The organism is Labrys monachus, assembly GCF_030814655.1.
Lineage (GTDB): Bacteria > Pseudomonadota > Alphaproteobacteria > Rhizobiales > Labraceae > Labrys > Labrys monacha.
In genome coordinates this window covers 839,095-862,886 of sequence record NZ_JAUSVK010000001.1, presented here as the reverse complement: position 1 = coordinate 862,886, position 23,792 = coordinate 839,095, and the positions used below count along the sequence as shown (strand labels likewise).

Annotated in this window: 24 protein-coding genes; 13 read left to right on the top strand and 11 right to left on the bottom strand. The window is 67.3% G+C overall.

Going from position 1 to position 23,792, the window contains the following annotated elements:
* Position 1 precedes the first annotated feature (1 nt).
* Complete coding sequence (locus tag J3R73_RS03805; RefSeq protein ID WP_307422582.1) at positions 2 to 937, top strand: LysR family transcriptional regulator; 936 nt, start codon at positions 2 to 4, stop codon at positions 935 to 937.
* A 21-nt stretch (positions 938 to 958) separates the two neighbouring features.
* Here J3R73_RS03805 and J3R73_RS03800 read toward each other — a convergent pair whose 3' ends face one another.
* The 3 genes from J3R73_RS03800 to J3R73_RS03790 all read right to left on the bottom strand — a co-directional run bounded on the left by J3R73_RS03800 (position 959) and on the right by J3R73_RS03790 (position 2,845).
* The gene (locus J3R73_RS03800) at positions 959 to 1,720 is read right to left on the bottom strand and encodes a spermidine synthase (protein WP_307422579.1); all 762 of its coding nucleotides are present in this window, start codon (positions 1,718 to 1,720) and stop codon (positions 959 to 961) included.
* Between the two features lie 55 nt (positions 1,721 to 1,775).
* Positions 1,776 to 1,994 (bottom strand): hypothetical protein, encoded by a 219-nt coding sequence (locus J3R73_RS03795; protein WP_307422575.1) that lies wholly within the window; start codon positions 1,992 to 1,994, stop codon positions 1,776 to 1,778.
* A gap of 179 nt (positions 1,995 to 2,173) precedes the next feature.
* A complete protein-coding gene (locus tag J3R73_RS03790) occupies positions 2,174 to 2,845 on the bottom strand; it encodes a FadR/GntR family transcriptional regulator (RefSeq protein ID WP_307422573.1) in 672 nt (223 codons plus the stop codon).
* 223 nt (positions 2,846 to 3,068) lie between these two features.
* Between J3R73_RS03790 and J3R73_RS03785 the strand changes: the two genes are divergently transcribed.
* The 12 genes from J3R73_RS03785 to J3R73_RS03730 are packed head-to-tail and all read left to right on the top strand — an operon-like array spanning position 3,069 to position 17,561.
* Complete coding sequence (locus J3R73_RS03785; protein ID WP_307422571.1) at positions 3,069 to 3,944, top strand: fumarylacetoacetate hydrolase family protein; 876 nt, start codon at positions 3,069 to 3,071, stop codon at positions 3,942 to 3,944.
* Entirely contained in the window at positions 3,944 to 4,723 is a 780-nt protein-coding gene (locus J3R73_RS03780; protein WP_307422569.1) for an alpha/beta fold hydrolase, read from the top strand. Before J3R73_RS03785 ends, J3R73_RS03780 begins: the two co-directional genes overlap by 1 nt.
* A 57-nt stretch (positions 4,724 to 4,780) precedes the next feature.
* Positions 4,781 to 6,109 (top strand): metal-dependent hydrolase family protein, encoded by a 1,329-nt coding sequence (locus tag J3R73_RS03775; RefSeq protein WP_307422567.1) that lies wholly within the window; start codon positions 4,781 to 4,783, stop codon positions 6,107 to 6,109.
* Positions 6,106 to 7,161, top strand: a complete 1,056-nt coding sequence (locus J3R73_RS03770) for a branched-chain amino acid ABC transporter permease (protein ID WP_307422564.1) — start codon at positions 6,106 to 6,108, stop codon at positions 7,159 to 7,161. Before J3R73_RS03775 ends, J3R73_RS03770 begins: the two co-directional genes overlap by 4 nt.
* A complete protein-coding gene (locus J3R73_RS03765; RefSeq protein ID WP_307422561.1) occupies positions 7,158 to 8,186 on the top strand; it encodes a branched-chain amino acid ABC transporter permease in 1,029 nt (342 codons plus the stop codon). The genes J3R73_RS03770 and J3R73_RS03765 overlap by 4 nt, the downstream gene beginning before the upstream one ends.
* A gap of 47 nt (positions 8,187 to 8,233) precedes the next feature.
* Complete coding sequence (locus J3R73_RS03760; protein ID WP_307422556.1) at positions 8,234 to 9,481, top strand: ABC transporter substrate-binding protein; 1,248 nt, start codon at positions 8,234 to 8,236, stop codon at positions 9,479 to 9,481.
* Between the two features lie 8 nt (positions 9,482 to 9,489).
* Positions 9,490 to 10,293 (top strand): ABC transporter ATP-binding protein, encoded by an 804-nt coding sequence (locus J3R73_RS03755; RefSeq protein ID WP_307422554.1) that lies wholly within the window; start codon positions 9,490 to 9,492, stop codon positions 10,291 to 10,293.
* Positions 10,286 to 12,508: an ABC transporter permease gene (locus tag J3R73_RS03750; protein WP_307422551.1), complete on the top strand. Its 2,223-nt coding sequence runs from the start codon at positions 10,286 to 10,288 to the stop codon at positions 12,506 to 12,508. Before J3R73_RS03755 ends, J3R73_RS03750 begins: the two co-directional genes overlap by 8 nt.
* The gene (locus tag J3R73_RS03745) at positions 12,509 to 13,342 is read left to right on the top strand and encodes a phosphoenolpyruvate hydrolase family protein (RefSeq protein WP_307422547.1); all 834 of its coding nucleotides are present in this window, start codon (positions 12,509 to 12,511) and stop codon (positions 13,340 to 13,342) included.
* 27 nt (positions 13,343 to 13,369) lie between these two features.
* Positions 13,370 to 15,586 (top strand): flotillin family protein, encoded by a 2,217-nt coding sequence (locus tag J3R73_RS03740; RefSeq protein WP_307422543.1) that lies wholly within the window; start codon positions 13,370 to 13,372, stop codon positions 15,584 to 15,586.
* Between the two features lie 17 nt (positions 15,587 to 15,603).
* The gene (locus J3R73_RS03735; RefSeq protein WP_307422540.1) at positions 15,604 to 16,041 is read left to right on the top strand and encodes an SRPBCC family protein; all 438 of its coding nucleotides are present in this window, start codon (positions 15,604 to 15,606) and stop codon (positions 16,039 to 16,041) included.
* A gap of 5 nt (positions 16,042 to 16,046) precedes the next feature.
* Entirely contained in the window at positions 16,047 to 17,561 is a 1,515-nt protein-coding gene (locus J3R73_RS03730; protein ID WP_307422537.1) for a zinc-binding dehydrogenase, read from the top strand.
* A 60-nt stretch (positions 17,562 to 17,621) separates the two neighbouring features.
* Here J3R73_RS03730 and J3R73_RS03725 read toward each other — a convergent pair whose 3' ends face one another.
* From J3R73_RS03725 to J3R73_RS03690, 8 genes are all read right to left on the bottom strand, one after another.
* Complete coding sequence (locus J3R73_RS03725) at positions 17,622 to 18,332, bottom strand: class I SAM-dependent methyltransferase (protein WP_307422533.1); 711 nt, start codon at positions 18,330 to 18,332, stop codon at positions 17,622 to 17,624.
* On the bottom strand, positions 18,329 to 19,000 hold the full coding sequence (locus tag J3R73_RS03720) for a tetratricopeptide repeat protein (RefSeq protein WP_307422530.1): 672 nt from the start codon (positions 18,998 to 19,000) through the stop codon (positions 18,329 to 18,331). The genes J3R73_RS03725 and J3R73_RS03720 overlap by 4 nt, the downstream gene beginning before the upstream one ends.
* 140 nt (positions 19,001 to 19,140) lie before the next feature.
* On the bottom strand, positions 19,141 to 19,920 hold the full coding sequence (locus J3R73_RS03715) for an SDR family NAD(P)-dependent oxidoreductase (RefSeq protein ID WP_307422527.1): 780 nt from the start codon (positions 19,918 to 19,920) through the stop codon (positions 19,141 to 19,143).
* Positions 19,910 to 20,578, bottom strand: a complete 669-nt coding sequence (locus J3R73_RS03710) for an iron-containing redox enzyme family protein (protein ID WP_307422524.1) — start codon at positions 20,576 to 20,578, stop codon at positions 19,910 to 19,912. The genes J3R73_RS03715 and J3R73_RS03710 overlap by 11 nt, the downstream gene beginning before the upstream one ends.
* A gap of 41 nt (positions 20,579 to 20,619) precedes the next feature.
* Positions 20,620 to 22,074: an AMP-binding protein gene (locus J3R73_RS03705; RefSeq protein ID WP_307422521.1), complete on the bottom strand. Its 1,455-nt coding sequence runs from the start codon at positions 22,072 to 22,074 to the stop codon at positions 20,620 to 20,622.
* Entirely contained in the window at positions 22,061 to 22,633 is a 573-nt protein-coding gene (locus J3R73_RS03700; protein WP_307422519.1) for a thermostable hemolysin, read from the bottom strand. Before J3R73_RS03700 ends, J3R73_RS03705 begins: the two co-directional genes overlap by 14 nt.
* A gap of 205 nt (positions 22,634 to 22,838) precedes the next feature.
* Positions 22,839 to 23,540, bottom strand: a complete 702-nt coding sequence (locus J3R73_RS03695; protein ID WP_307422517.1) for a VIT1/CCC1 transporter family protein — start codon at positions 23,538 to 23,540, stop codon at positions 22,839 to 22,841.
* Between the two features lie 18 nt (positions 23,541 to 23,558).
* Positions 23,559 to 23,723: a DUF3309 family protein gene (locus J3R73_RS03690; protein ID WP_307422515.1), complete on the bottom strand. Its 165-nt coding sequence runs from the start codon at positions 23,721 to 23,723 to the stop codon at positions 23,559 to 23,561.
* Positions 23,724 to 23,792 lie beyond the last annotated feature (69 nt).

Genomic DNA, 23,792 nt, shown 5'->3' with positions numbered 1-23,792 from the left:
CATGGACTTCAATTTCAAGCATGCGCGCTATTTCGTGGCCGCCGCCCGTCTGGGCCAGGTGAGCCGGGCCGCGGTCGAGCTCAACGTCTCCCAATCCGCCGTGACGGCCGCCATCCAGCAATTGGAGGCCCTGCTCGGCGCGCCCCTTCTGGAAAGGCGGCCGACCGGTGTCGCGCTGACGCCGGCCGGCTCCCATTTCCTGCGCCACGCCGAACAGATCATCGCCGCCGTGAACGAGGCGACCCGGATAGCCGTCGACACGCCCGCCGGCATCGTCGGGGCGGTGCGCATCGGCGTGACCTACACGGTGGCTGGCTATTTCGTCATGCCGCTGATCCACCGCGTCCAACGCCTCTTTCCCGGCATCGACATCATCCTGAGCGAAGCCGAACGCCCGGAAATCGAGGCCGCTCTGGTGGCCGAAACCATCGATCTGGCTGTCATGCTCACCTCCAATCTCGGCAATCAGGACGAGATCGGCCACGAAACCCTGGTGCGCTCGCAGCGGCGCCTGTGGCTTCCGGCCGAGCACGCATTGTCGCGCAAGGGGCAGGTCTCGCTCGCCGACGTGGTCAATCATCCCTATATCGCGCTGACCGTGGACGAGGCGATGAAGACGCAGGCAGGCTATTGGACGAAGGCCGGCGTGCATCCGAACGTGGTCTTCCAGACGAGTTCCGTCGAGGCGGTGCGCACCATGGTCGCCGCCGGCATGGGCATCACCGTCCTGTCCGACATGGTCTACCGTCCGTGGTCGCTGGAGGGCCAGAGGATCGAGACCTGCGACCTCAGCGACGAAATCCCCACCATGGATGTCGGGGTGGCCTGGAAGGCCAGCCGCGCGCGCTCGCAGACGCTGCTCTCGCTGATCGACTTCCTCAAGCGCAACGCCGACTACGAGATCAGGCGCGCCAGGAACAGGGAGGATCGCCGGTAGCCGCGCGGCGCTCCCGCGGCATCAGACGGAGCGACCGAACAGACCGAGGGGTGCCCGCGGAAAGCTCTTGGCCGCGCCCGGCTGCGGACGCCGCACGAACCAGCTCGAAACATCCCTGGCGATCGCCGCCGGCATCGAGCGCGGCTCCAGGCGCAGGCGATCCTCGGGCGCGCAGGCGATGATGGCGTTGCGCTCCGATTCGTTCGCCTCCTCGATGATCCAGGCATTCAGGTCAGGGCCTGCGAGGCTGCAGGCCAGCCCGGCCGTGAACGGATCCATGCCGTCCTCCACCAGGATGTTCATCGCCATACGGCCGTTCCGGGCCAGGACGCGGCGCAGGGCGAGCAGGGCCGGACCATCGAAGACCGCCTCGGGCGAAAAGCCGGGCCCGCCCACGTCGATGCCGATGCCGTCGAAGCGGTCCGGCGTCTGCGCGACGAAGTCGCGGAAGTCGGCGGTCTGGCAGCGGATCTCCTTCGGCATCCAGAAATAGTCCCGCGCCAGGGCGAAGCTTTGCGGGTTGCGGTCGACGACCGTCACCGTCTTGCCCTGCCGATGCAGCATCGTGGCGAGCGTGCCGCCGGCGCAGCCGAGCAGGAGGATATTGGAGGCCTCGCGCAGCAGGCCGTCCATCAGGTGGACATAGGTGAAGCAGCTCGTGCCGGTCGGCAGAGCGTGGCTCTGGAACGCATTGCCTTCGTAATAGCGCCGGGCGCCGGTCGCCTTGTCCTCGATGATGGAGATCGTGCCGTTTACACCGTCGAAGACTCCCAGCGTCCGCATTCTCGAATTCCGCCCCCAAACGCCCCGCCACCGGCAGCCGCGCAATATGCCCAATTCACTCAATCGCAAATTGAGCCTCCGACGCCATGAAAATCAATGTCTGGCGATAAAACAAGGGCACGCGCAACACCGGCTGGTCGTTGCGGTAGCTTTGAATCGGTGGCCCGAGCACCAGCCGATGCCCTTTCAGATAGGAATTCCAGATCATCGGAAAATCCATTCCTTCACCGATCAGCCGATTGCACCGATCGATCAGGTCGTCCGCTTTCTCCATGCCTGGCATTCCGTCTGGTTCGAGGTCATCGTGCCATTAGAATGTTCCCCCGGACCGCCGGAATTGATCTGGATCAAAGCGGAGCCGCATATCCACCGGCCGCGGGTTGTCCGTGCCGCTCCGGCTCTCCGTTTCGACCGGCCAGCGCGATCCTCGCCGCCTCCCTCGGCCGGCAAGACTCATCGGCCGAGCAGGTTTCGCTGGACGGTGAGCAGATGCGCATGCATCGCCTCGCGGGCGGCATCCGGGTCGCGGCGAAAGAGAGCCTCGACGACGGCCTTGTGCTCGTCGCAATAGAGCTGCCGCCGCTCCTCGGAAAACGAGCGCTTCTTCATCTCGAACCATGGCGACTGGTTGCGCAGGATGCGCATGACATTGTGGATTTCCTTCAGGAAATCATTGCGCGAGCAGGCGAAGATGCGGCTGTGGAATTCCGCGTCCCAATGCTCGAAGACCGGCATGTCGGTCGATTCCGACGCGCTCGCATGCGCCTCCCTTACGCCGTTGAGATCGCCCGTGCTGGCGTTCGTCGCCGCGAAGGAGGCCGCCGCGGGCTCGAGCAGCAGCCGGATCTCCATCATGTCCGCCGGGCTCGTGCCTTCCATCCGGGCGACGGCGCCCGCCAGCGAATGGGGGTTGGCCGTCACCAGGAAGGTGCCGCGGCCGACATGGCGGACCAGCGCTCCCTCCTCCTCGAGGAGGCCGACGGCACGGCGCATCGTGTTGCGGGCCACGCCATATTCGTCGGCGAGGTCCCGCTCGGCCGGCATCCTGCCGCTCTCGCTCCATTCGCCCGCCGATATGCGCTTCCTGAGCGTGGCGGCGATATCGCCCGCGACGAGCCTCGGCATCCGATTCAATCCCGAACTGATCCAATACTGGACCATTGATAGCAACATCTTCAGGATGCGTCCACCGCCTGCCCGACCGGGCTTCGCCGTGCCCTCGTCGCCCGTCCGAGGCGATCGGCACGGCAATCCCTCTCGGAATACGCTTGCATGACGAGTCGATCGAAGCTAGCCTGCTTCTCAAAGGACTACAAAATGGTCCAAAAAAGGATCAGGGAGAGATACCGTGAGGGTTGCGACCTTTTCGATCGCCGGCGAGCGCCGTGTCGGCCTTGTCGACCTCGACCGCCAGACGGTGGCGCCGTTCGATTTCACCGTCGAGGCGGCGAGATCCGGCATCTTGGCGGTCATCGACCGCGGCGCCGCCCCCCTGCCGCGGACCCTCTCGCCCCTTCCCCTGAGCGCGGTCGAGATCGAGGCGCCGATTCCCCGCCCCCGCCGCAACATCTTCTGCGTCGGCAAGAACTACCACGAGCACGCGCATGAATTCGCCAGGAGCGGCTTCGATTCGAGTGCCGCCGCGGGCGCGGTGCCGAAGAATCCGATCATCTTCTCCAAGCTGCCGGACTCGGTAGTCCCGAACCATGCGAAGGTCCTGATCGATGCGAAAGTGTCGTCGTCGATCGACTACGAAGCCGAACTCGCCGTCATCATCGGCCGGGAGGGCCGCGGCATCTCGAAGGAGAACGCCCTCGACCACGTCTGGGGCTACACCATCGTCAACGACGTGACGGCCCGCGACCTGCAGGGCAAATACAGCCAGTGGCTGATCGGCAAATCGCAGGACACGTTCTGCCCGATGGGTCCCTGGGCCGTCTCCAAGGACGAATTCGACCTGGCGAACGCCGGCATCCGCTGCTTCGTCAATGGCGATCTGCGCCAGAATTCCAAGGTCTCGCTGCTGATCTTCGACATCCCCACCATCATCGCCACGCTGTCGGAAGGCATCACCCTGCGCCCCGGCGACATCATCGCGACCGGGACGCCCTCCGGCGTCGGCATCGGCTTCGACCCGCCGAAATATCTCAAATCCGGTGACGTCGTGCGCGTCGAGATCGACGGCATCGGCACGCTGGAAAACCGGTTCGCGGAGTTTGCCTGATGGCTTCGATCGCCGGCGGCGCCATTGTCGCGGACGTCAGGGGCGACGGCTTTCCCGTGGTGATGGTCCACGGCCTCGGCGGCACGTCCAACACCTACCAGCCGCAGATGGCGGTTCTCGCCAACTACCGCGTCGTTCGCCCGGACCTGCCGGGCTCCGGCCGCTCGCCGGTGCCGTTCGAGAGATTGTCCATCGAGTGGCTGGCCGAAGCGGTCATCTCGGGGCTGGACTCGCTCGGCATCCGCAGGGCGCATGTCGTCGGCCACTCGCTCGGCACGCTGGTCTGCCAGCGCATCGCCGCCGAGACCCCCGACAGGGTGGCCTCGCTGACGCTGTTCGGCGCCCTGACCGCTCCGCCGGATGCGGCGAGGAACGGCTTGATCGAACGGGCGAAGAAGGCCCGGTCGGAGGGAATGGAGGCCATCGCCGACCAGATCATCGCCAACACCCTGTCGCCGTCCACGCATGCGGAAAAGCCCGAGGCGGTCGCCTTCGTGCGGGAATCGGTGATGCGGCAGCCGGCCGAGGGCTATGCGAAGACCTGCGAGGCGCTGTCGGCGGCGCAGCCCGCCGAGTGGTCCCGGATCAAGGCGCCGACGCTGCTGGTGACGGGCGACGCCGATCCCGTCGCCCCCGTCAGCATGGCTCAGATCCTGTCGGAGAGGATCGCCGGCGCGCGCCTGTGCGTGGTCGAGCGCTGCGGGCATTGGGTGACGATCGAGCGGGCGCAGGAAAGCAACCGCAGACTGGCGGCGTTTCTCCAGCAACACGGGAGCTGAACTCAAAAAAAGGGGTCGCGAGGGACATGGTCCCGCGTGAACCTCCGGGAGGAGACCATGGCGGAAGACAGTTACGGCTGGACCGGCAACGGCAGCAACGGCACGCTTTTGACGAATGTGCGCATTCTCGATGCGACCGGCGAATATCCCTATACCGGCGAAGTGCTGATCCAGGGCAACCGGATCAAGCAGGTCACGCGGGGCACCTCCCGCTTTGGGTCGTCTCCGGCATCCTATGGCGGCGCCACCGTGATCGACGGCATGGGCTCGACGCTGATGCCGGGCATGATCGACGCGCATCTGCATCTGTCCTGGAACAACGCCCCGGGCATCGACCCCATCCAGATGATGGAGCTCGAGGAGCACATGCTCGTCACCATGGAGATGGCGAAGCTGGTGATCGATGCCGGCTTCACCGGCGGGCGCGGCGCGGCCGCCGCCAAGCCGCGGCTCGACGTCGTCGCCAAGCGCTTCATCAACGAAGGCCGGTTTCCCGGCCCCCGCTATCTCGCCGCCGGCCCCGAAATCACCACGGTCGGCGGCCTCGGCGATGCCGCGCCCTCGCATATCCCCCATGAAGGCCTCAATCTCGGCCTTGTCGTCTCCGGGCCGGAAGAGGTCCGCCGCACGGTGCGCCAGCTGATCAAATACGGCGTCGATTCCATCAAGCTCAACCTCTCCGGCGAATCCATCACCGGCATGGGCGCGGAGGAAACGCCGATGTCGGAGGAGGAGGTCGCGATGGCGGCCTCGGAGGCGCGCTGCCGCAACAAGGTGCTGTCCGCCCATGCCCGCTCCTCCGGCTCGGTCAAGCAATGCATCCGCCACGGCATCACCAACATCTATCACGCCTCCTTCGCCGACGAGGAAGCGCTGGACATGCTGGAAGCCGCCAAGGACAGGCATTTCGTGGCGCCCGGCATCGCCTGGCTGATCAACACCGCCCGCCATGCCGAGCAGTGGGGCATCAAGCCGGGCTCGCGGCTGTCGATGGAATATGAGCGCGAGCTCGCGATGTGCGTGGAGACGATGAAGAAGATGCATCGCCGCGGCATCCGCATCTGCATCGGCGGCGATTACGGCTTCGCCTGGACGCCGCAGGGCACCAACGCCAAGGATATCCAGACCTTCGTCGAGATGCTCGGCTTCTCGCCGATGGAGGCGATCCAGGCGGCGACCAAATATGGCGGCCAGATCATGGGCATGGGCGACGAGCTCGGCCTGATCAAGGAGGGCTATCTCGCCGACCTGCTGCTGGTCGACGGCGACCCGATCGCCGATGTGCGCATCCTGCAGGACAAGAACCGCATCCAGGCCATCATGAAGGACGGCAAGTTCCACAAGGCGCCGCGGCTCACCGAGCAGCGCCGGCGGCTGACGGCATGACCATGCCGCAGAGGACATCGGCGCAACCGGGCCTGCCGGCCGGCGGCGGCCTCAGCCGGGCGCAGGCCTGGGGGCTGGCGGGCCTGCTCGCCGGCGCGCTCCTGCTCTGGCTGATGCTGGGCATCTGGCCGGCCTGGCTGAACGCCGTCCTCATCTCGAAGAAGGCCTTCGCCAGCGCCATCCTCAACGGGCTGACGCTCGCCGGCCTGTATTTCCTGGTGGCGAGCGGCTTCACGCTCGTCTTCGGGCTGATGCGCAACGTCAACCTCGCGCATGGATCGCTCTATCTGCTCGGCGCCTATGTCGGCTATGAGGTGACCACCCGCACCGGCTACTGGCTGCTCGGCGTCGCCGCCGGCTTCCTGGTGCTCGCCGCCCTCGGCGTCGTCATGCAGGTGCTGGTCTTCCGCCGGCTCGCGGGCGACGACCTGCGCCAGACGCTGGTCACCATCGGCATTTCCATCGTCGCCGCCGACCTCATGCTCGCTGCCTGGGGCGGCTCGACCTACCAGATCGCCACGCCCGCATGGCTGGACGGCGCGGTGACGCTGCCGGTGATCACCGCCGTGAAGTCGAACGGCGCCGCGGTCTTCCTCAATTACCCCTTCTACCGCCTCGTCGTGCTCCTCACCGCCATCGCCATCGGCGTCGGGCTGTGGCTGATGCTCAACCGGACGCGGGTGGGGATGATGATCCGCGCCGGCGTGGACGACCGCGCCATGCTGTCGGCCTCCGGCGTCAACGTGCATGCCGTGTTCGCCGTCGTCTTCGCCGTCGGCGCCGGGCTGGCGGGCTTTGCCGGCGTCGTCGGCGGCTCCGCCCTGTCGGTGGCGCCCGGCGAGGATGTGCGCTACCTGCTCGCCTCGCTGGTCGTCGTCATCGTCGGCGGCATGGGCTCGATCACCGGCGCCGCCATCGGAGCGCTGCTGATCGGGCTCGCCGAGCAGATCGGCCTCGTCTACTTCCCCACCTATGGCGTGGTGGTGACCTTCCTCATCATGGTCGTGACGCTCGCCATCCGCCCCCAGGGCATCATGGGGAGGGCGCGATGACCCTGCTCTCGACGCCGGCGGACCGATCCGCCTCGGGCAGCCGGCTCGAACGGCTCGGCGCGGCGCATGTCGCCCTGGCGGTCGCCCTCGTCATCTTTCCCGCCATCGGATCCGATTTCTTCCTGACCCAGATCGGCGGCTATTCGCTCATCTTCGGCATGCTGGCTTTGTCGCTGATGATGCTCGCCGGCTATGGCGGCATGGTCAGCCTCGCGCAGATGACGGTGGCGGGCATCGCCGGCTACATGGTGGCGATCTTCGGGCAGAACAGCTCGGGCGTGCTCGGCTTCGGCTGGCCGTGGTGGATCGCCGTTCCCTTCGCGGTGCTGGTCGCCGCCCTCGCCTCGGCGCTGATCGGCGCGATCTCGGTGCGCACCGAGGGCATCTACACCATCATGATCACGCTGGCGATCGCCACCGCCACCTTCTACTTCACCCAGCAGAACTACACGATTTTCAACGGCTTCCCGGGCTTTGCCGGCTTGAAGGCGCCGGTCTTCTGGTCGGTCGACTGGCGCAGCCCCGTCGCCTTCTATTATCTGTGCCTGGGCATGGCGGCCCTCGTTTATGCGGCGGTGCTCTACGGCTCCCGCTCCACCTTCGGGCTGACGCTGCAGGCGATCCGCGACAATCCGCGCCGCATGCGGGCGATCGGCTTCGACGTGACGGCGCACAAGATCTTCGCCTGGTTCCTGGCCGGCGTCATCGCCGGCCTGGCGGGCGTGCTGCTCGTCTGGTTCAACGGCCGCATCTCGCCCGGGACGATCGGCGTATCGGCCGCCATCAATGTGCTGATCATCGCCGTCATCGGCGGCATCCGGCATCCGATCGGGCCGTTCCTCGGCGCCGTGGTCGTGGTGATGATGCAGACCTTCGCCATCGACATCGTCGGCGCCGAGCGCTTCAACACGCTGATCGGGCTAGTCTTCCTGGTGATCGTCTTCGTCTCGCCGGACGGCCTGCTCGGCCTGTGGGGAAAGATCAAGCCGCATATCGCACAGGAGTCCCTGCGGTCCGGCCCCTGAGAACCGGACACCCGGAAACGACCCAATCAAAAACAAGGGAGGAACCAATGAACATCCATAAACGCACGCTGCTCCTGCTCGCCATGGCGACCGCGCTGTCGTCGCCGCATTTGGCGCTGGCGGACGACGCCTCGATCAAGATCGGCGTCCTCGCCACCTTCGAAGGCCCGTTCACCGTGCTCGGCGAGGACGGCATGCGCGGCGCGATGACGGCGGTCGACGAGGTCGGCGGCATGGTCGGCGGCAAGAAGATCGAGATCGTCAAGGGCTCGTCCGACGCCTCGCCGGACAGCGCCGTGCGCGCCGCCCGCAAGCTCGTCGAGCAGGACGGCGTCAAGGTGCTCGTCGGCCCGCTGTCCGGCGACGAAGGCGTCGCGGTCAAGGACTACGCCAAGACCCAGCCCAACGTCACCTTCATCAACGGCACCTCGGCCGCCCAGGACACCACGCTGCGCAATCCCGCGCCGAACTTCTTCCGCTTCTCCACCGACGGCGCGCAATGGATGGCCGGCCTCGGCACCTATGCCTACCAGGTGAAGGGCTACAAGAGGGTCGCCGTCGTCGCCGAGGACTATTCGTTCCCCTATACCCAGGTCTTCGGCTTCATGGCCGAGTTCTGCAAGGCGGGCGGCAAGGTCCCCTCCAAATCCTGGGTGCCGATCGGCAACAAGGATTTCTCCTCGGTGATCGCCGCCATCCCGGATGACGTCGACGCGATCTATGTGGCGCTGGGCGGCGCCGATGCGGTCAACTTCCTGACGCAGTTCCAGCAGGCGGGCGGCTCGGCGCCGCTGATCGGCGGCTCGATCACCGTCGACCAGACGGTGCTGACCTCCAAGGGCAAGACCCGCGACGTGCTGATCGGCACGCCCTCCGCCGGCCCGGTCGCCGACACCAACGACACGCCGGCCTGGAAGGCCTTCGTCGCGGCCTACAAGAAGCAGCCGGACGCCTTCCCCTCGCCCTCCTTGTTCGCGCATGGCTATTACGTGGACATGAAGGCGACGCTGCTCGCCCTCGGCGAGGTCAAGGACGATGTGTCCGACGGCGGGGTCAAGCTGCGCGACGCGCTCTCCAAGCTCTCCTTCGACACGCCGACCGGCAAGGTCTCGCTCGACAAGAACCGCAACGCCATCGCCGACATCTACCTGACGGAAGTGACGGCCGGCAGCGACGGCAACCTCTACAACAAGCTCGTGAAGGTCATCCCGCAGGTCAACCAGACGCTCGGCATCCCCGAAAAGGACTTCCTGGCGCTCGGGGCCGTCGGCCGCGACAATCCGAGCTGCCCGTGAGCCCTGCCATGACCGGGACCGCCGCCGTCACCGAAAGCCGCGTCGCATCGCGCCTGCAGGGCAGCGGCGCGCATGCGCTAGAGCTCGACGGCGTCACGCGCCTTTTCGGGGCGCTGGCGGCGGTCTCGGGCGTGAGCATGCGGATCGCGGCCGGCGAACGGCGCGCGGTCCTCGGCTCCAACGGGGCGGGCAAGACCACGCTGTTCAACACCATCAGCGGCGACTTCCTGCCGAGCGCCGGCACCATCCGCTTCTTCGGCGAGGACATCACCGACCTGCCGGCGCATGAGCGCATCCGGCGGGGGCTGCGGCGCACCTACCAGATCTCGCAATTGTTCCGGGGCCTGAGCGTCCTCGACAGCGTCTTCCTCGCCTGCCGCGGCGTGTCGCGGCGGCGCTTCTCGCTCCTTCGCCCCAAGGCCGCCGACGTCAACAGGGTGCAGGCGGAGTCCATCCTCAACGCCGTCCATATGGAGGCGGATCGCGACACGCTGGTGGCGACGCTCAGCCACGGCCAGCAGCGCCAGCTCGAAATCGCGCTGGCGCTGGCCGGCGCGCCGCGCTTCATCCTGTTCGACGAGCCGGCGGCGGGCCTGTCGCCGACCGAGCGGCGCGACCTCGTCGCCATCCTCAACGCGCTGCCGCGCCATGTCGGCTACATCATCATCGAACACGACCTCGACGTGGCCCTGAGGGTCTCCGACTACGTCTCGATGATGCACAACGGCCGGCTCTTCAAGGAAGGCACGCCGCAGGAGATCGAGAACGATCCCGAAGTGCAGGAAATCTATCTGGGAGGCGGGCATGGCTGAGCGGAGCGCGAAAGCCGCCCTGAGGATCGACGACCTGCAGGTCTATTACGGCGAAAGCCACGCGCTGCAGGGCGTATCGCTGACGCTGGAGAGCGGCGTGCTCTCCGTCGTCGGCCGCAACGGCATGGGAAAGACCACGCTGTGCAACACGATCACCGGCCTGAAGCGCAGCCGCGGCGGCAGCATCCGCGTCGCGGGCCGCGAGATCACGTCGCTGGAGCCGCACGAGATCCATCGCCTCGGCGTCGGCTATGTGCCGCAGGGGCGGCGCTGCTGGCCGAGCCTGACCGTCGACGAGCATCTGCGGCTCGCCGCCGGCAGCCGGCGGGACGCGAACTGGACCATCGAACGCATCTACCAGACCTTCCCGCGGCTGGCGGAGCGCCGCGGCAATGGCGGCTCGCAGCTGTCCGGCGGCGAGCAGCAGATGCTCGCCATCTCGCGCGCCCTGCTCGGCGATCCCAGGCTGCTGGTGATGGACGAGCCGACGGAGGGGCTCGCCCCCGTCATCGTCGACCAGGTCGAGAAGATGCTGATCGACCTCGCCGCGGAAGGCGAGATGAGCATCCTCGTCATCGAGCAGAACATCGGCGTGGCGACGGCGGTCTCCGACCGCGTCGCCATCATGGTCAACGGCCGCATCAACCGCATCATGGAGGCGCGCGCGCTGGCGGCTGACCGCGAGCTCCAGCAGCGCCTGCTCGGCGTCGGCCGGCATTCGGAGGACAGCGCCGCGACGCCCGCCGCGATGGCGCAGGCCGAGGCGGATATCGGCGAGGTCTATCGCGTCGTCCGCGATCCGGCGGCGGCGCTCCCGTCCGGCGGCAGCCAGGTCTACCGGCCGGTGACGAGCCTGCCGAACCGCTGGGACATCCCGGTCTCGGCGATACGCCGGACTTCGGACGAGGCATCGCCGCAGCCGGGGACATCGGCGTCCTCCTCGGAGACTCGGGCGGTGTTCGCCATGCCCTTTTCCGAGCGGATCGGCCGCACCGTGCTCCTCGCCGGGACGTTCGACACCAAGGGCAAGGAACTGCTCTTCATGGCCGAGAAGCTCGCCCGTCTCGGCATCCCCGTGCGCACGGTCGACCTGTCGACCTCGGGCAAGCCCTCGGTGGCGCAGGTGAGCGCCCTCCAGGTGGCGAGCATGCATCCGGCCGGCACCGCGCAGGTGATGTCCGGCGACCGCGGTTCGTCCGTCACCGCCATGGCCCAGGCGTTCGCGCGCTGGGTCGAGAGGGAGCCCGGCATCGGCGGCATCCTCTCGGCCGGCGGGTCCGGCGGCACCACCCTGGCGACGGCCGGCATGCGGTCCCTGCCGATCGGCCTGCCCAAGATCATGGTCTCGACCGTCGCCGCCGGCGATGTCGGCCAATATGTCGGCGGGTCCGACATCATGATGTTCCATTCGGTGACCGACGTGCAGGGGCTGAACTCGATCAGCGAGCAGATCCTCGGCAATGCCGCGCATGCGATGGCCGGCATGGTGGCGCAGCTGCCGAGCGGGGAAGCCTGGGAAGCGCGGCGCCGGCAGGCGCGCCCCGCCGTCGGCATCACCATGTTCGGGGTGACCACGCCCTGCGTCCAGGCGGTGACGCGGCATCTGGAGGCCGATTACGAATGCCTCGTCTTCCATGCGACGGGCATCGGCGGCCGCGCCATGGAGAGCCTCGGCGATTCGCGCCTGCTCTCCGCCTTCCTCGATCTCACCACGACGGAGGTCGCCGACATGATCGTCGGCGGCGTCTTCGCGGCGGGGCGCGACCGGCTGGGCGCGGCGATCCGCACCGGGCTTCCCTATATCGGCTCCGTCGGCGCGCTGGACATGGTGAATTTCGGGCCGCGCGACACCGTCCCCGAGAAGTTCCGCAGCCGCAAATTCGTCATCCACAACCCGAACGTCACGCTGATGCGCACCACGCGCGACGAGAACCGCGCCTTCGGGGAATGGATCGGCGGCCGCCTCAACGAGATGAACGGGCCCGTCCGCTTCCTGCTGCCGCAGGGCGGCGTCTCCCTGCTCGACGCGCCCGGCCAGCCCTTCCACGATCCCGACGCCGACGAGGCCCTGTTCGAGGCGATCGAAAGGACCGTGCGGCCGACGGCCCAGCGCCGCATCCAGCGCGTGCCCGGCAACATCAACGATGCCGGCTTCGCCAAGGCGGCGGTCGACATGTTCCGCGCCATCGCATCCCCGCCGCAAAGGAGAGCCTGAATGGCCCGCTTCGAACGAAAAGACCTGCTCGACAAGTTCCAGGACATGAAACGGCGCCGCATTCCGATCGTCGGCGGCGGAGCGGGCACCGGCCTGTCGGCCAAATGCGAGGAGAACGGCGGCATCGACCTGATCGTCATCTACAATTCGGGGCGCTACCGCATGGCGGGCCGCGGCTCGCTGTCCGGCCTGCTCGCCTATGGCAATGCCAACGACATCGTCATGGAGATGGCGCGGGAAATCCTGCCGGTCGTCAGGCGGACGCCGGTTCTGGCCGGCGTCAACGGCACCGATCCCTTCTGCCTGTTCGATCCGTTCCTCGACCAGCTGAAGGCCCTCGGCTTTGCCGGCGTCCAGAACTTCCCCACCGTCGGGCTGATCGACGGCACCTTCCGCGCCAATCTGGAGGAGACCGGCATGTCCTACGGGCTGGAGATCGACATGATCCGCCTCGCCCATGCCAAGGACATGCTGACGACGCCCTATGTCTTCAACGCCGGCGAAGCCAAGGCGATGGCCGAGGCCGGCGCCGACATCATCGTCTGCCATCTCGGCCTGACGACCGGCGGCTCGATCGGCGCGGAGACGGCGCTGAAGCTCGAACAGGGCCCGGCGCTCGTCGAGGCATGGGCGGAGGCGGCGCTCGCCGTCAACAAGGACGCCATCATCCTCGTGCATGGTGGGCCGGTGTCCGAGCCCGAGGACGCGGCGTTCATGCTGAAGAACACGCGCAACTGCCACGGCTTCTACGGCGCCTCCTCCATGGAGCGCCTGCCCACGGAGCGGGCGCTGACGGAACAGACCAGGAAATTCAAGTCGGTCGCCTTCGGCTGATCGCGTCACTTTCGGGAGGATCGTGCGATGGCTGCGCAAGTAGTCGGCAATTTCATACTCTGGCTCATCATCCTCGCGATCCTCGTCGTGGTCGCGGTCTATGTGCTGCGATGGCTCTACCGGCGGTCGACCAAGGAAACCGCCTTCGTGCGCACCGGTTTCATGGGAGAGAAGGTGGTGGTGAACGGCGGCGCCTTCGTCATTCCCGTCCTCCACGAGATCACCGCCGTCAACATGAACGTGCTGCGCATCGAGGTGCGGCGCGAGAACCAGATGGCGGTGATCACCAAGAACCGGATGCGCGTCGACATCATCGCCGAATTCTTCGTCCGCGTCGGCGCCAGCCGCGAACTGGTCGCCGCCGCCGCCCAGACGCTCGGCCGGCGCACCCTGCAGCCCGACGGCCTGCGCGAATTGCTGGAAGGCAAGTTCGCCGGCTCCCTGCGCACCGTCGCCGCGCAGATGACGCTGGAGGAGATGCATGAGCGGCGCAACGACTTCGCCTCCCAGGTGCGTCAGCTCGCATCCGAATCCCTCGCGTCCAACGGGCTCGAACTGGAGAGCGTCGCCCTGGTCGACCTCGACCAGACGAGCCTCGAATTCTTCGATCCGTCCAACGCCTTCGACGCCGAGGGCCTGACGCAGCTCACCGAATCCATCGAGACGCGCCGCCGGATGCGCAACGAGATCGAGCAGCGCACGCTCGTCGACATCCGCAACCAGAACCTCGACACCCAGCGCCGCGTGCTCGAAATCGACAGGGAGAGCGAATATGCGCGCCTTGAGCAGGAGCGCGAGGTCGAGATCCGCCGCGCCACCCAGCGTTCGGAGCTCGTCCGCGAGCGCGCCGTCCGCGACCAGGAGGCCGAACAGGCGCAGCTGATCTCCCGCGAGGTGGTCGAAAAAGCGCGGCTGGCGCAGGAGCGCAGCATCACCGAGGAACGCATCCGGACCGAGGAAGACGCCCAGCAGCGCGAGATCGCCCGCCGCCGCAGCCTGGACGAGGCGGAGCTGAAGACCCGCGAACTGACGGCGCGCGAGCAGATCGCCCTCGAAGCCGAGCTCGACAGGGCCCGCATCGGCCGTGAGCAGGGCCAGAGCGAGCTCGAGATCCAGCGCAGGAAGGCCCTGGAGCTCTCCGAACTCGACCGGCAGATCGCCCTCGCCGCCAGGGCGCTCGACCTGACGCGGGCCGAGACGGAAAAGCGCCGCGGCGAGATCGTCTCGGCCCAGGAGACCGAGGCCGAGCGCATCGCGCAGGAGCGCATCCTCGACGAGATGCGGCTGGCGCGGGAACGCGAGCTCGAAGCCTTGCAGATCGCCAAGCGGCAGGCTTTCGAGCAGGCCGAGATCGCCTCCGCCCAGGAAATCGAGCAGGCCCGCATCGCCACCGAACGCGGCGTGGCCGAGGCCCGGCTGGTCAAGGACCGCGAATTGCGCCAGCTGGCCGTCGAATATGACTTCAAGGTCGAAGCCGCCGAGATCCAGAAGGCGATCGACCTCGCCCGGAAGTCGCAGGAACGCTCCTCGGCGATCGCCGCGTCGGAGGCGGTCCGCGCCAAGGCCATCGAGGCCGAGGAACAGGCCTTCACCGCGCGGGAAAGGGAAATCGCCGAGCGCCGCAAGCTCACCGATCTCATCGGGGCGCAGCGCGAGGCCGAGCGCGACGCCCTGCGTGTCGTGTCGGCCGCCGACGCCGAGATGAAGGCGGCGCGCAGCCGCGCCGAAGCGCAGAAGATCCAGGCGACGGCGCTGGCCGAATCCGAGAAGATCCAGGCCCTGGCGGCGGCCGCGCGCTACGAGGTCGATGCCGCCGGGCACCGCCAGCTCAACGAGGCCGAGAACCTGCTGTCCCAGGATGCGCGTTCGGGCCGCCTGCGCCTGAAGCTGCTCGACCGCATCGAGGGCATCGTGCGCGAGAGCGTGCGGCCGATGGAGAAGATCGACGGCATCAAGATCCTGCATGTCGACGGCATGAACGGCAATGGCCCGGGCTCCAGGCGCAACGTCACCGACGAGGTGATCGATTCGGCGCTGCGCTATCGCGTCCAGGCGCCGATGATCGACAACCTCATGAAGGAGATCGGCATCGAGGGCGGGTCGCTCGGCAAGATGACCGACGTGCTGCGTGACGCCAAGGACATCGCCAACCTCACGCGCGAGGGCAAGGGCGGCGCGGACAAGGGCGGCCAGCCGGCCGGCGCGAGGAACGACGACGACCGCGACGACGACAACGATCACTGAGACACGGCGAGGACGAGATGCCCAAGGTCTATATATCCTCGGTGATCGACGCGCCGGCGGCCGAGGTCTGGAAAGTGGTCAGGGATTTCAACGGCCTGCCGGGCTGGACGCCCTTCGTCGCCGAAAGCCGCATCGAGCAGAATGCGTCCTCGAGCCAGGTCGGCTGCATCCGCAACTTCGTCCTCAAGGATGGCGGCCGCATCCGGGAGAGGCTGCTGGCGCTGTCCGACTACGACCTCTCCTGCACCTACGCCATCCTGGAAAGCCCGATGGGCGTCGAGGACTATGTCGCCAGCCTGTCGCTGACGCCGGTCACCGACGGCAACCGCACCTTCGCCGAATGGAAGGCCGAGTTCGAATGCCCGCCCGAGCGTGAGCCCGCGCTGATCCGCCAGATCGGGACCGGCGTGTTCCAGGCGGCCTTCGACGCCCTGAAACAGCGCTTCAGGCGATAGGCGGCATGGTGCAGGTCCGTCAGAGCACGATCATCGATGCGCCGGTCGACGAGGTCTGGCGCATCCTCCGCGACTTCAACGGCCATGACCGCTGGCACCCGGCGGTGGGGCGCAGCGAGATCGACCACGGCGACCCCGTGGATGCGATCGGTGCGATCAGGCATTTCTGGCTGGCGGACGGCAGCGAGCTTCGCGAGCAATTGCTGTCCCTGTCCGACGCCGACCGCAGCTTCACCTACTGCCTTCTCGAGGCACCGATTCCGCTGATGGACTATGTCGCGACGGTGCGCCTGCGACCGGTGACGGATGGCAGCCGCACGTTCTGGGAATGGTCCTCACGCTTCAATCCGCCGGCTTCCCGGCGCGAGGAACTCGTCGGCCTGGTGACGCGCGACATCTACCAGGCGGGCTTTGTCGCGATAAAGCGTCGGTTCGGCCGGACGGCGCCCGCTCCACGCGCCCCGGCGCTTCCGGCCGGCCGGCCGCAGCGCTTCGATCCGGAGCCCGCCATCGCCCGCCCCGTCCCGGCGCAGACAGGCTCCGTCCCGACACGCGCCATCGTCGTCGAGCGTTATGGCGGCCCGGAGGTACTGCGGCTGCAGGCCATCGACCTGCCGCCGCCGGCGCCTGGTGAGGTCCGGCTGCGCCACACCGTCATCGGCGTGAACTTCATCGATATCTATTGCCGCACCGGCTATTTCGACCTCCTGAAGCCGCCGGGCATTCCAGGAATGGAGGCCGCCGGCCTCATCGAGGCGGTCGGCCCGGGGGTCGAGGGCTTTGCCGTGGGCGACCGCGTCGCCTATGCCTGTCCGCCGGTCGGCGCCTATTGCGAGCGGCGCAACATGGCACCCGACCTCCTGGTCCACCTGTCGGACGACATCCCCGACGAGATCGCCGCCGCCGGGCTCCTGAAGGGCGTGACCGCGAGCCTGCTCCTGCACGACGTGCATCGCCTCGTCCCCGGCAGCGTGGTCCTCATCCATGCCGCGGCCGGCGGCGTGGGTCAGCTGCTGGTGCAATGGGCCCGGCATCTGGGCGCGACGGTGATCGCGACCGTCTCCACCGCCGACAAGGCCCGGATCGCCGAGCGGCACGGCGCCCACCACGTCATCCTCTATTCGCAGGAGGACTTCGCCGCCGCCGTGATGCGGATCACCGAGGGGCGCGGCGCCGACGTCGTCTTCGATGCCGTCGGCAACGACACCTTCGGCGCCTCCCTGGCGGCGCTCGCCATCCGCGGTCATCTCGTCAGCTTCGGCCAGGCATCGGGGCCCGTCGGCGACTGGGACATCGGGCGCTTCGCCTCGAAATCGCTCACCGTCTCGCGCCCGAATTACGGCCATTACACCGATACGCCGGAAAGGCTGCGCCCGCATGTCGAGCGCTTTTTCCGTGCCCTGCGCGAGGGTATCGTCCGGGTCGACGCCCCCACCCGCTTCAGCCTGTCGGAGGCTGCCGAGGCCCATCGCCTCCTGGAAACGCGGCAGACCACGGGATCGCTGGTCCTGGTGGTGTAGAAGGCGGCGGCTTCCATCGATGCCGGACGCCGCCCCTTCGGGCTGAGGCCGCCGCCTCCCTCAGCCGTCCCGATCCGGCTTGCGCGCGGTTGCAACGATGCCGGATATGCCGAACATCAGCTCGACCCTTCGCATCCGGATATGGCTGGCGTCGAATCCCGCCGCCTGGAGCAGCCGGCACAGATCCTCTTCCTCGTAGAGCGTGTGGGTATCCGCACCGGAGAACGGCCAGTTTTCCATCGTCCGCCTCCGGGTGACGTAGATGGCCGCCACGCCGCCGGGCCGCAGGACGCGGCAGGTTTCCGCCATGTCGCGGCCCTCGCCGTCGAAGAAATAGAGCACGTTGACGAGAAGCGCCTTGTCGAAGGTGCTCTCCGGCCAGGGCAGCGCGGCGAAGGGCGCCCGGACCAGCTCCAATCTGCGGGCGGCGATCGCCGCCCGGTTCCGATGCTCCGCCTGGGCGAGCATGACGGCGGAATGATCGACCCCCGCCACCCATCCACCCTGGGCCTTGGCGAGAAGCGCCTCCAGGCTCGCGCCCGATCCGAAGCCGAGTTCGAGCACCTTCTCTCCGGGTTCGATCGCCAGGGCTTCGACGGCCAGCCTGGCCGGCTCCCGGTTCACCACGGCCATGAGCCGGCCGACCAGCGCGCCGGCCAGGCCCGTCGGCCGCTGCAGCTGGCGGCCCAACCCTCCCCACAGGCGGGAACGCGGGCCGTCTGCGCCCGCGGCGCCAGGGCCGCCCGCGGAGGATCGCGGCCGCCGGTTCATGTCCGTTCCTGGATCTTGGCGAGAAGTTCCTGGATCACGAGGCGGCGATTCTTGTCCCATAGCGGGCGGTCGGGATGGGGCGGCAGCGCCAAAGCGTGGTGCAGCGCCGTCGCGGCCTGGACGTATTCTCCCTGGCTGTAGAGGAAATCGCCGTAGAAATACCAGGCATCCAGCCCGTTCGGCGCGGTCCGGACCGCCTGCTCGAGCAGGCGCTGCGCCTTCCCCTTGTCGCCGAAGGCGATGGGAAAGCCCGGCACCCGGTAATAGAGGACGCCGAGGCTCGTCGGGGCGCCCGCATCGAGCGCCACCGGGTCGAGCCTGTCGGCCTTCTCGAGGATCTCGCGGGCGCGTTTGGCCAGGCCCAGCGCCGAGAAGGGGCCGGCCATCGAGGCCCGCTCGCTCGTCAGGATGCCGTCCCAGATCAGCGCCTCCGGTCTGTCCGGATATTGCGCGGCGACCGCATCGGCCTCCTCGCCGAGGGCATCCATGAGTTCGGTCTGCTTGTCGCCCTCCGGCACGCCGAACTTGATCTCCTCCCACCGCGCCTGCAGGTGATGGACCGCGGCGTCGAGGGCGCGATCGTCGGATGCCCGCGCATCGAGGGCGAACAGGCTGGATGAGAGGAGGAAGACGGCGGCGGCCAGATTCCTGCGGTACTTCTTGGACATGAGGGTGCTCCCTGAGAGGTCTTGCGATCCGGCGGAATCGCCCGGAATCGCAAAGACGCGTCGAAACGAAGAGTGGGCGTTGAAGAGCGCTTGCGCGGTGATGCGTGCGGCTCCGATGCAGGGCGGGAATGGGAGGGGGATCAGCCGGCGACCGGCTTCGCGGGCCGCGCGAGAGCCCGGTCGAGCAGGCCCGGAAAGATCCTCTGGAGGAGGACGAACAATCTTTCCGGCCCCGGCGCGTAGACCGCGTCGGCCCCTCTTTCGATCGAGTCCCAGACGTAGCGGGCAACCCGTTCCGGCGTATCGACGCGCATGCCGGCGGTGGCCATGAAGCCGCCGAGCGACGTCAGCGCCGCGGTCCTGGTCGCCCGAGGCGCGACATAGGTCACCCCGATCCCCTTGGGCTTCCATTCCCGGCGGATCGCGCCGGAAAAGCCCCGCAGCGCGAATTTCGAGGCGGAATAGGCGGCCAGCAAGGGATAGGGGATATCGCCGAAGATCGAGCCGATATTGACGATGCGCGCGGCCCGCCCCGCCTGGAGCAGCGCAAGCATCTCCCGGGCGAGGGCGATCGGGGCAATCGCGTTCGTCTCGAAGATGCGGGCCAGCGCCTCGTCGTCCATCCGCTCCAGCGCGCCTCCTTCGAGAACCCCCGCATTGTTCACGAGAATGTCGAGTGCACCCCATTCCTCCATGAGGTCGTCGAGGATGCGCCGGCGGTCGGCCCCGGCGGTGACGTCCGCTGCAATGGCGATATGCCCCGGCGCGGGGACGAGGAGGCCGAGCGTCTCTTCCAGGGCCTCGGCCCGCCGCCCGCACAGGGCGACCGACATGCCGCGCCGGGATGCCTCGATCGCCAGCGCGCGCCCGATGCCCGAGCCGGCGCCTGTGATCAGGACACGCCTGTGATCACGCGGCATGCCGGAACTCCGCATTCCCTTCCAGGCCCCGGAAGATATCGCCGTACAGGCGGTAGAAGATCTTCGAGTTCTCGATGATGATCCGCTGGGTTTGCGCCTCCTCGAAGCCGTCGACCAGCTTGCGGAAGAAGGCGACATGCTCCATGTCGAGCGAGCCGTGGGAGCGCAGATAGGAGAACCCCGCCTCCTTGTCGACGCGCAGCGACGCCTTCATGGCGTCGGCGAGGCGGTCCGCGAGCAGGACCGACATGCCTTCGAGCACATGCACGCTGCCGAGCATCGCATAGGGGCTGACATGCTCGATGGCGTAATAGGCATAGCCGACCATGATCCGGCACGCCATGCCGGGGCCGCGCCTCACCACCGCATCCGCATCCCCGCCCAGGTCGCGGATGTCGTTGAGGATCCATTTCTCGTGCCCGCGCTCCTCCTCCATATATTCGACGAGAGCGTCCTGGTAGCGCTCGTCGCGGGTTCTGGAAGCGGCCAGCGCCAGCAGCGGGAAGGTATGCCTGACGTGATGATAGGCCTCGGCGAGGAACGCCAGGTAGAGGTCGAGCGTCGCCCCCTTTTCGATGGCGCTCCTGACGAGCGGAATATTCAGGAATGTTTCCCGATCCCCGGACGTTTCGGCGGACAACAGGTCATGGAAAGGCATTTGTCGGTCTTCCTTCTTCAATTTTGATCGTGCGGCCGACGTCAGCCGACTTCGGCTTCGGCGAGGGCGTAGGCCGCCGCCTGCTTGCGTCGAATCCGTCCGTTGTCGGAAAGGAGGTTCGCGGCGAGGCCCTGCTCGAATGAAACGAGCCGGTAGTCGTCGGGGATCGCGTATCCCGGCGCGCTGCGGCAGCATCGCCGGATGAGGTCGAGGACATCCTCCCGGCCGGCCGCCGCGAACCAGGGGCCGCCCTTCCGGGACGGAATGATCAGGGCGGTCAGGCCTGAGCGTGCATGGCCGAGGATCGCGCAGAGCGCGATGCGGTCATCCCCCAGCAGCATCGTCTCGATCCATTCCGGACTGATGTTGCGGCCGAAGCTGGTGACGATGAGATTGTCGCGGCGGCCGTGGACCGTGAGGAAGCCTTCGTCGTCGATCGATCCGAGATCGCCGGTGCGCCAGGGACCCAGCCGCGCCTCGCCGCCGAGATAGCCGTCCGTGACCGAGGGGCCGTCGACGATGATTTCTCCCTCCCCGCTGACGGAAACCCGCAGCCCCTCCAGGGGCCTGCCGACGGTGCCGGCCCTGCGCATCCCCGGCCTGTTGACCGAGACGACGGAGCAGCATTCGGAAAGGCCATAGCCCTCGTGCACGGGGATGCCGAGCGTCCAGGCCGTCTCCGCGACCGACGCCGGGACGGGCGCGCCGCCGACCGCGACATAGCGCAGCGATGCCGGCGGACGTTCGCCGGAAGACAGCATGTCCGCCGTCCAGGCCTTCAGCAGTTGCGGGACGAGGACGCACATCGTCGGCTGATGGACGGCGACGGCGCGCGTCAGCCCGGCGGCGCTGCCGAGACCGACGGCCTCGGCCAGTTCCGTCTCGAAATGCACGCGAGCCCCCAGCAGGACCGGCACGAAGACGGCGCAGATCGTCTCCAGAAGCAGCGGCAGCGGCAGGACCGACAGGTATGAGTCACGCGCCGTCGCGCCCGTCGCCGTCGCCAGGGCGGCCGTCGACCATGCGATCTGCCCGCTGAAATGGCGCACGCCCTTGGGCTGGCCGGTGCTGCCGGAGGTGTAGATGACCTGGCCGAATCCATCCCTGATGTCGGGCAGGCGCCGGTGCGGCTCGTAGCTGCCGATCAGGCGGGTGGCAACGCCCGCCGACTGGGCACGCGGAAGGGTCGCCCCGGATGCCAGGATCAGGTCGACCGAGGCGTCGCGCACGATGTGTCCGAGCTGCGCGGCGCTGAAGAAGGTCGGCAGCGGAACGACGATCTTGCCGGCGAGGGCACAGCCAAGCTGGGCAACCGCCCAATCGATGCCGTTCTGGGCGAAAATCCCGACGACCCGCGCCTTCGGGTCGATATGCCTGGCCAGTCCGGCGAGGCGCGCGAGGAGTTCTTCCCGCGAAACCTGTCCCTGTGAATCGCTCATGGCGACGGCCCCGCCATCCTCGAAAGCGTCGAGGTTCAGCGCATCAAACAGCTGCATGGCGGATCGCTCCCGGACGCCCCGGCATGCGGACCGGGCCGGCAACCGCATAGATCATCGGCTTGAAATCGTAATAGCTTCCCCATCTCTCGAAATTCGAGACCCTGCTCTTGTCCGCATCGGCCAGATAGACGGGCGCGATGCCTATCCTCATGAGAAGGTTATGAAGGCGCGCGGTCAACGTGAAGAACGACCATTGAAATCGCTGATCTTCCCCAAACGAAATGATGACCTTTATGAAATCCAGTATATTTTTCGGCGAGCGGCTTGCGAGCGTGGATACTTCAAACACTTCGCTTCGCGCGATCGGCGCGCCCGACATGGCGCTCAGCGCCGTATCGATCGGCATGTCGAGATATTTCTCGGAAAAAAAGCCGTCGTCCGCCGTCCTTATGCCGGCAGCGCAGATGACGTTGTCCTGGCCATCGACGAGGGATATCAGCCTCGAAGGAAATTCGTCGATATGAGCACCATATCTCAGTGAATATACGTTTTTTATAAATAACTCAACGTTACTTCTTCGAACATCTTGGGCGTCAACAATATATATTCGCTTCATTTCATGCTCTCTTGCCTTCAGATGACAAAGAGATGCACGGCCGCCGATGGCGAAATGTTGGCGCTCTTGTGCAACCGCGCCATAGTTCGAGTTTTGATTTCGTCTTCGACAGTAACCTGACAGGCTTTGGACGACTCGGCCCGGCCAGCCATCCGGCGACCGCCTCGCGGCGAGGCAGGCCGAAGGTCCGAGGCGGTGCTGCCGCTCAGATGACCGTGCCGAATATCTTTCCTATCCCGGCCGTCACAGCCAGGGCCAGGGCGCCCCAGAAGGCCACCCGCACCATGGCGCGGAGGATGTTCGCGCCGCCCGCCCACGCACCCACGGCCCCCAGCAGCGCGAGAAAGGCCAGCGACGCACCGGACACGACGGGAACCAGCGCGCCTGCCGGCGATACGACGACCATGAGCAGCGGCATGGCCGCGCCGACAGAGAACATCACGGCCGACGTCAGCGCCGCCTGGACCGGGCGGGCAGTGGTCATTTCGGAGATGCCCAATTCGTCGCGGGCATGGGCCTCCAGCGCATCCTTCGCCATGAGCTGCGTCGCCACTTGCCCGGCGAGCGCCGGATCGAGGCCGCGTTTGACATAGATGTCGGCGAGTTCATCGCGTTCGAACGCGGGATTGTCGCTGAGTTCCTTGCGTTCGCGCGCGAGGTCGGCCCGTTCCGTATCGGATTGCGAGCTGACCGACACATATTCGCCGGCGGCCATCGACATGGCGCCGGCCACCAGCCCGGCCACCCCGGCGATCAGCACCTCGTGCCGCGCCGTGGCCGCCGCCGCCACACCCACGATCAGGCTCGCAGTCGAGATGATGCCGTCATTGGCCCCCAGCACGGCCGCCCTCAGCCACCCGATGCGGCCGACGAGATGGTTCTCCTTGTGAAGGCGCATGGGGCTCATCCGGCATCGCACCCGTGGTCAAATACGCCCGAGCAGCATCAGAATGAGGACGATGATCAGGATGGTGCCGATCACCCCGACGCCGCCATTGCCGAAACCATAGCCGTAGCCGCCGAAACGGCCGCTGAAGCCGCCCAGCAGGAAGATGACGAGGAGGATGACGAGGATGAGGCCGACCGACATGACTGATCTCCCTGTGCAGCCCTCGACCCATTGCCGAGGCTGTCCGATGTGCGTTGCTGAATTCCCGAA

Excerpts from the sequence above, each read along its gene's own strand:
- J3R73_RS03805 (WP_307422582.1), top strand. The coding sequence starts at position 2 with ATGGACTTCAATTTCAAGCATGCGCGCTATTTCGTGGCCGCCGCCCGT.
- J3R73_RS03800 (WP_307422579.1), bottom strand. The coding sequence starts at position 1,720 with ATGCGGACGCTGGGAGTCTTCGACGGTGTAAACGGCACGATCTCCATC.
- J3R73_RS03795 (WP_307422575.1), bottom strand. The coding sequence starts at position 1,994 with ATGGAGAAAGCGGACGACCTGATCGATCGGTGCAATCGGCTGATCGGT.
- J3R73_RS03790 (WP_307422573.1), bottom strand. The coding sequence starts at position 2,845 with ATGCCGAGGCTCGTCGCGGGCGATATCGCCGCCACGCTCAGGAAGCGC.
- J3R73_RS03780 (WP_307422569.1), top strand. The coding sequence starts at position 3,944 with ATGGCTTCGATCGCCGGCGGCGCCATTGTCGCGGACGTCAGGGGCGAC.
- J3R73_RS03775 (WP_307422567.1), top strand. The coding sequence starts at position 4,781 with ATGGCGGAAGACAGTTACGGCTGGACCGGCAACGGCAGCAACGGCACG.
- J3R73_RS03770 (WP_307422564.1), top strand. The coding sequence starts at position 6,106 with ATGACCATGCCGCAGAGGACATCGGCGCAACCGGGCCTGCCGGCCGGC.
- J3R73_RS03765 (WP_307422561.1), top strand. The coding sequence starts at position 7,158 with ATGACCCTGCTCTCGACGCCGGCGGACCGATCCGCCTCGGGCAGCCGG.
- J3R73_RS03760 (WP_307422556.1), top strand. The coding sequence starts at position 8,234 with ATGAACATCCATAAACGCACGCTGCTCCTGCTCGCCATGGCGACCGCG.
- J3R73_RS03755 (WP_307422554.1), top strand. The coding sequence starts at position 9,490 with ATGACCGGGACCGCCGCCGTCACCGAAAGCCGCGTCGCATCGCGCCTG.
- J3R73_RS03750 (WP_307422551.1), top strand. The coding sequence starts at position 10,286 with ATGGCTGAGCGGAGCGCGAAAGCCGCCCTGAGGATCGACGACCTGCAG.
- J3R73_RS03745 (WP_307422547.1), top strand. The coding sequence starts at position 12,509 with ATGGCCCGCTTCGAACGAAAAGACCTGCTCGACAAGTTCCAGGACATG.
- J3R73_RS03740 (WP_307422543.1), top strand. The coding sequence starts at position 13,370 with ATGGCTGCGCAAGTAGTCGGCAATTTCATACTCTGGCTCATCATCCTC.
- J3R73_RS03735 (WP_307422540.1), top strand. The coding sequence starts at position 15,604 with ATGCCCAAGGTCTATATATCCTCGGTGATCGACGCGCCGGCGGCCGAG.
- J3R73_RS03730 (WP_307422537.1), top strand. The coding sequence starts at position 16,047 with ATGGTGCAGGTCCGTCAGAGCACGATCATCGATGCGCCGGTCGACGAG.
- J3R73_RS03725 (WP_307422533.1), bottom strand. The coding sequence starts at position 18,332 with ATGAACCGGCGGCCGCGATCCTCCGCGGGCGGCCCTGGCGCCGCGGGC.
- J3R73_RS03720 (WP_307422530.1), bottom strand. The coding sequence starts at position 19,000 with ATGTCCAAGAAGTACCGCAGGAATCTGGCCGCCGCCGTCTTCCTCCTC.
- J3R73_RS03715 (WP_307422527.1), bottom strand. The coding sequence starts at position 19,920 with ATGCCGCGTGATCACAGGCGTGTCCTGATCACAGGCGCCGGCTCGGGC.
- J3R73_RS03710 (WP_307422524.1), bottom strand. The coding sequence starts at position 20,578 with ATGCCTTTCCATGACCTGTTGTCCGCCGAAACGTCCGGGGATCGGGAA.
- J3R73_RS03705 (WP_307422521.1), bottom strand. The coding sequence starts at position 22,074 with ATGCAGCTGTTTGATGCGCTGAACCTCGACGCTTTCGAGGATGGCGGG.
- J3R73_RS03700 (WP_307422519.1), bottom strand. The coding sequence starts at position 22,633 with ATGAAGCGAATATATATTGTTGACGCCCAAGATGTTCGAAGAAGTAAC.
- J3R73_RS03695 (WP_307422517.1), bottom strand. The coding sequence starts at position 23,540 with ATGAGCCCCATGCGCCTTCACAAGGAGAACCATCTCGTCGGCCGCATC.
- J3R73_RS03690 (WP_307422515.1), bottom strand. The coding sequence starts at position 23,723 with ATGTCGGTCGGCCTCATCCTCGTCATCCTCCTCGTCATCTTCCTGCTG.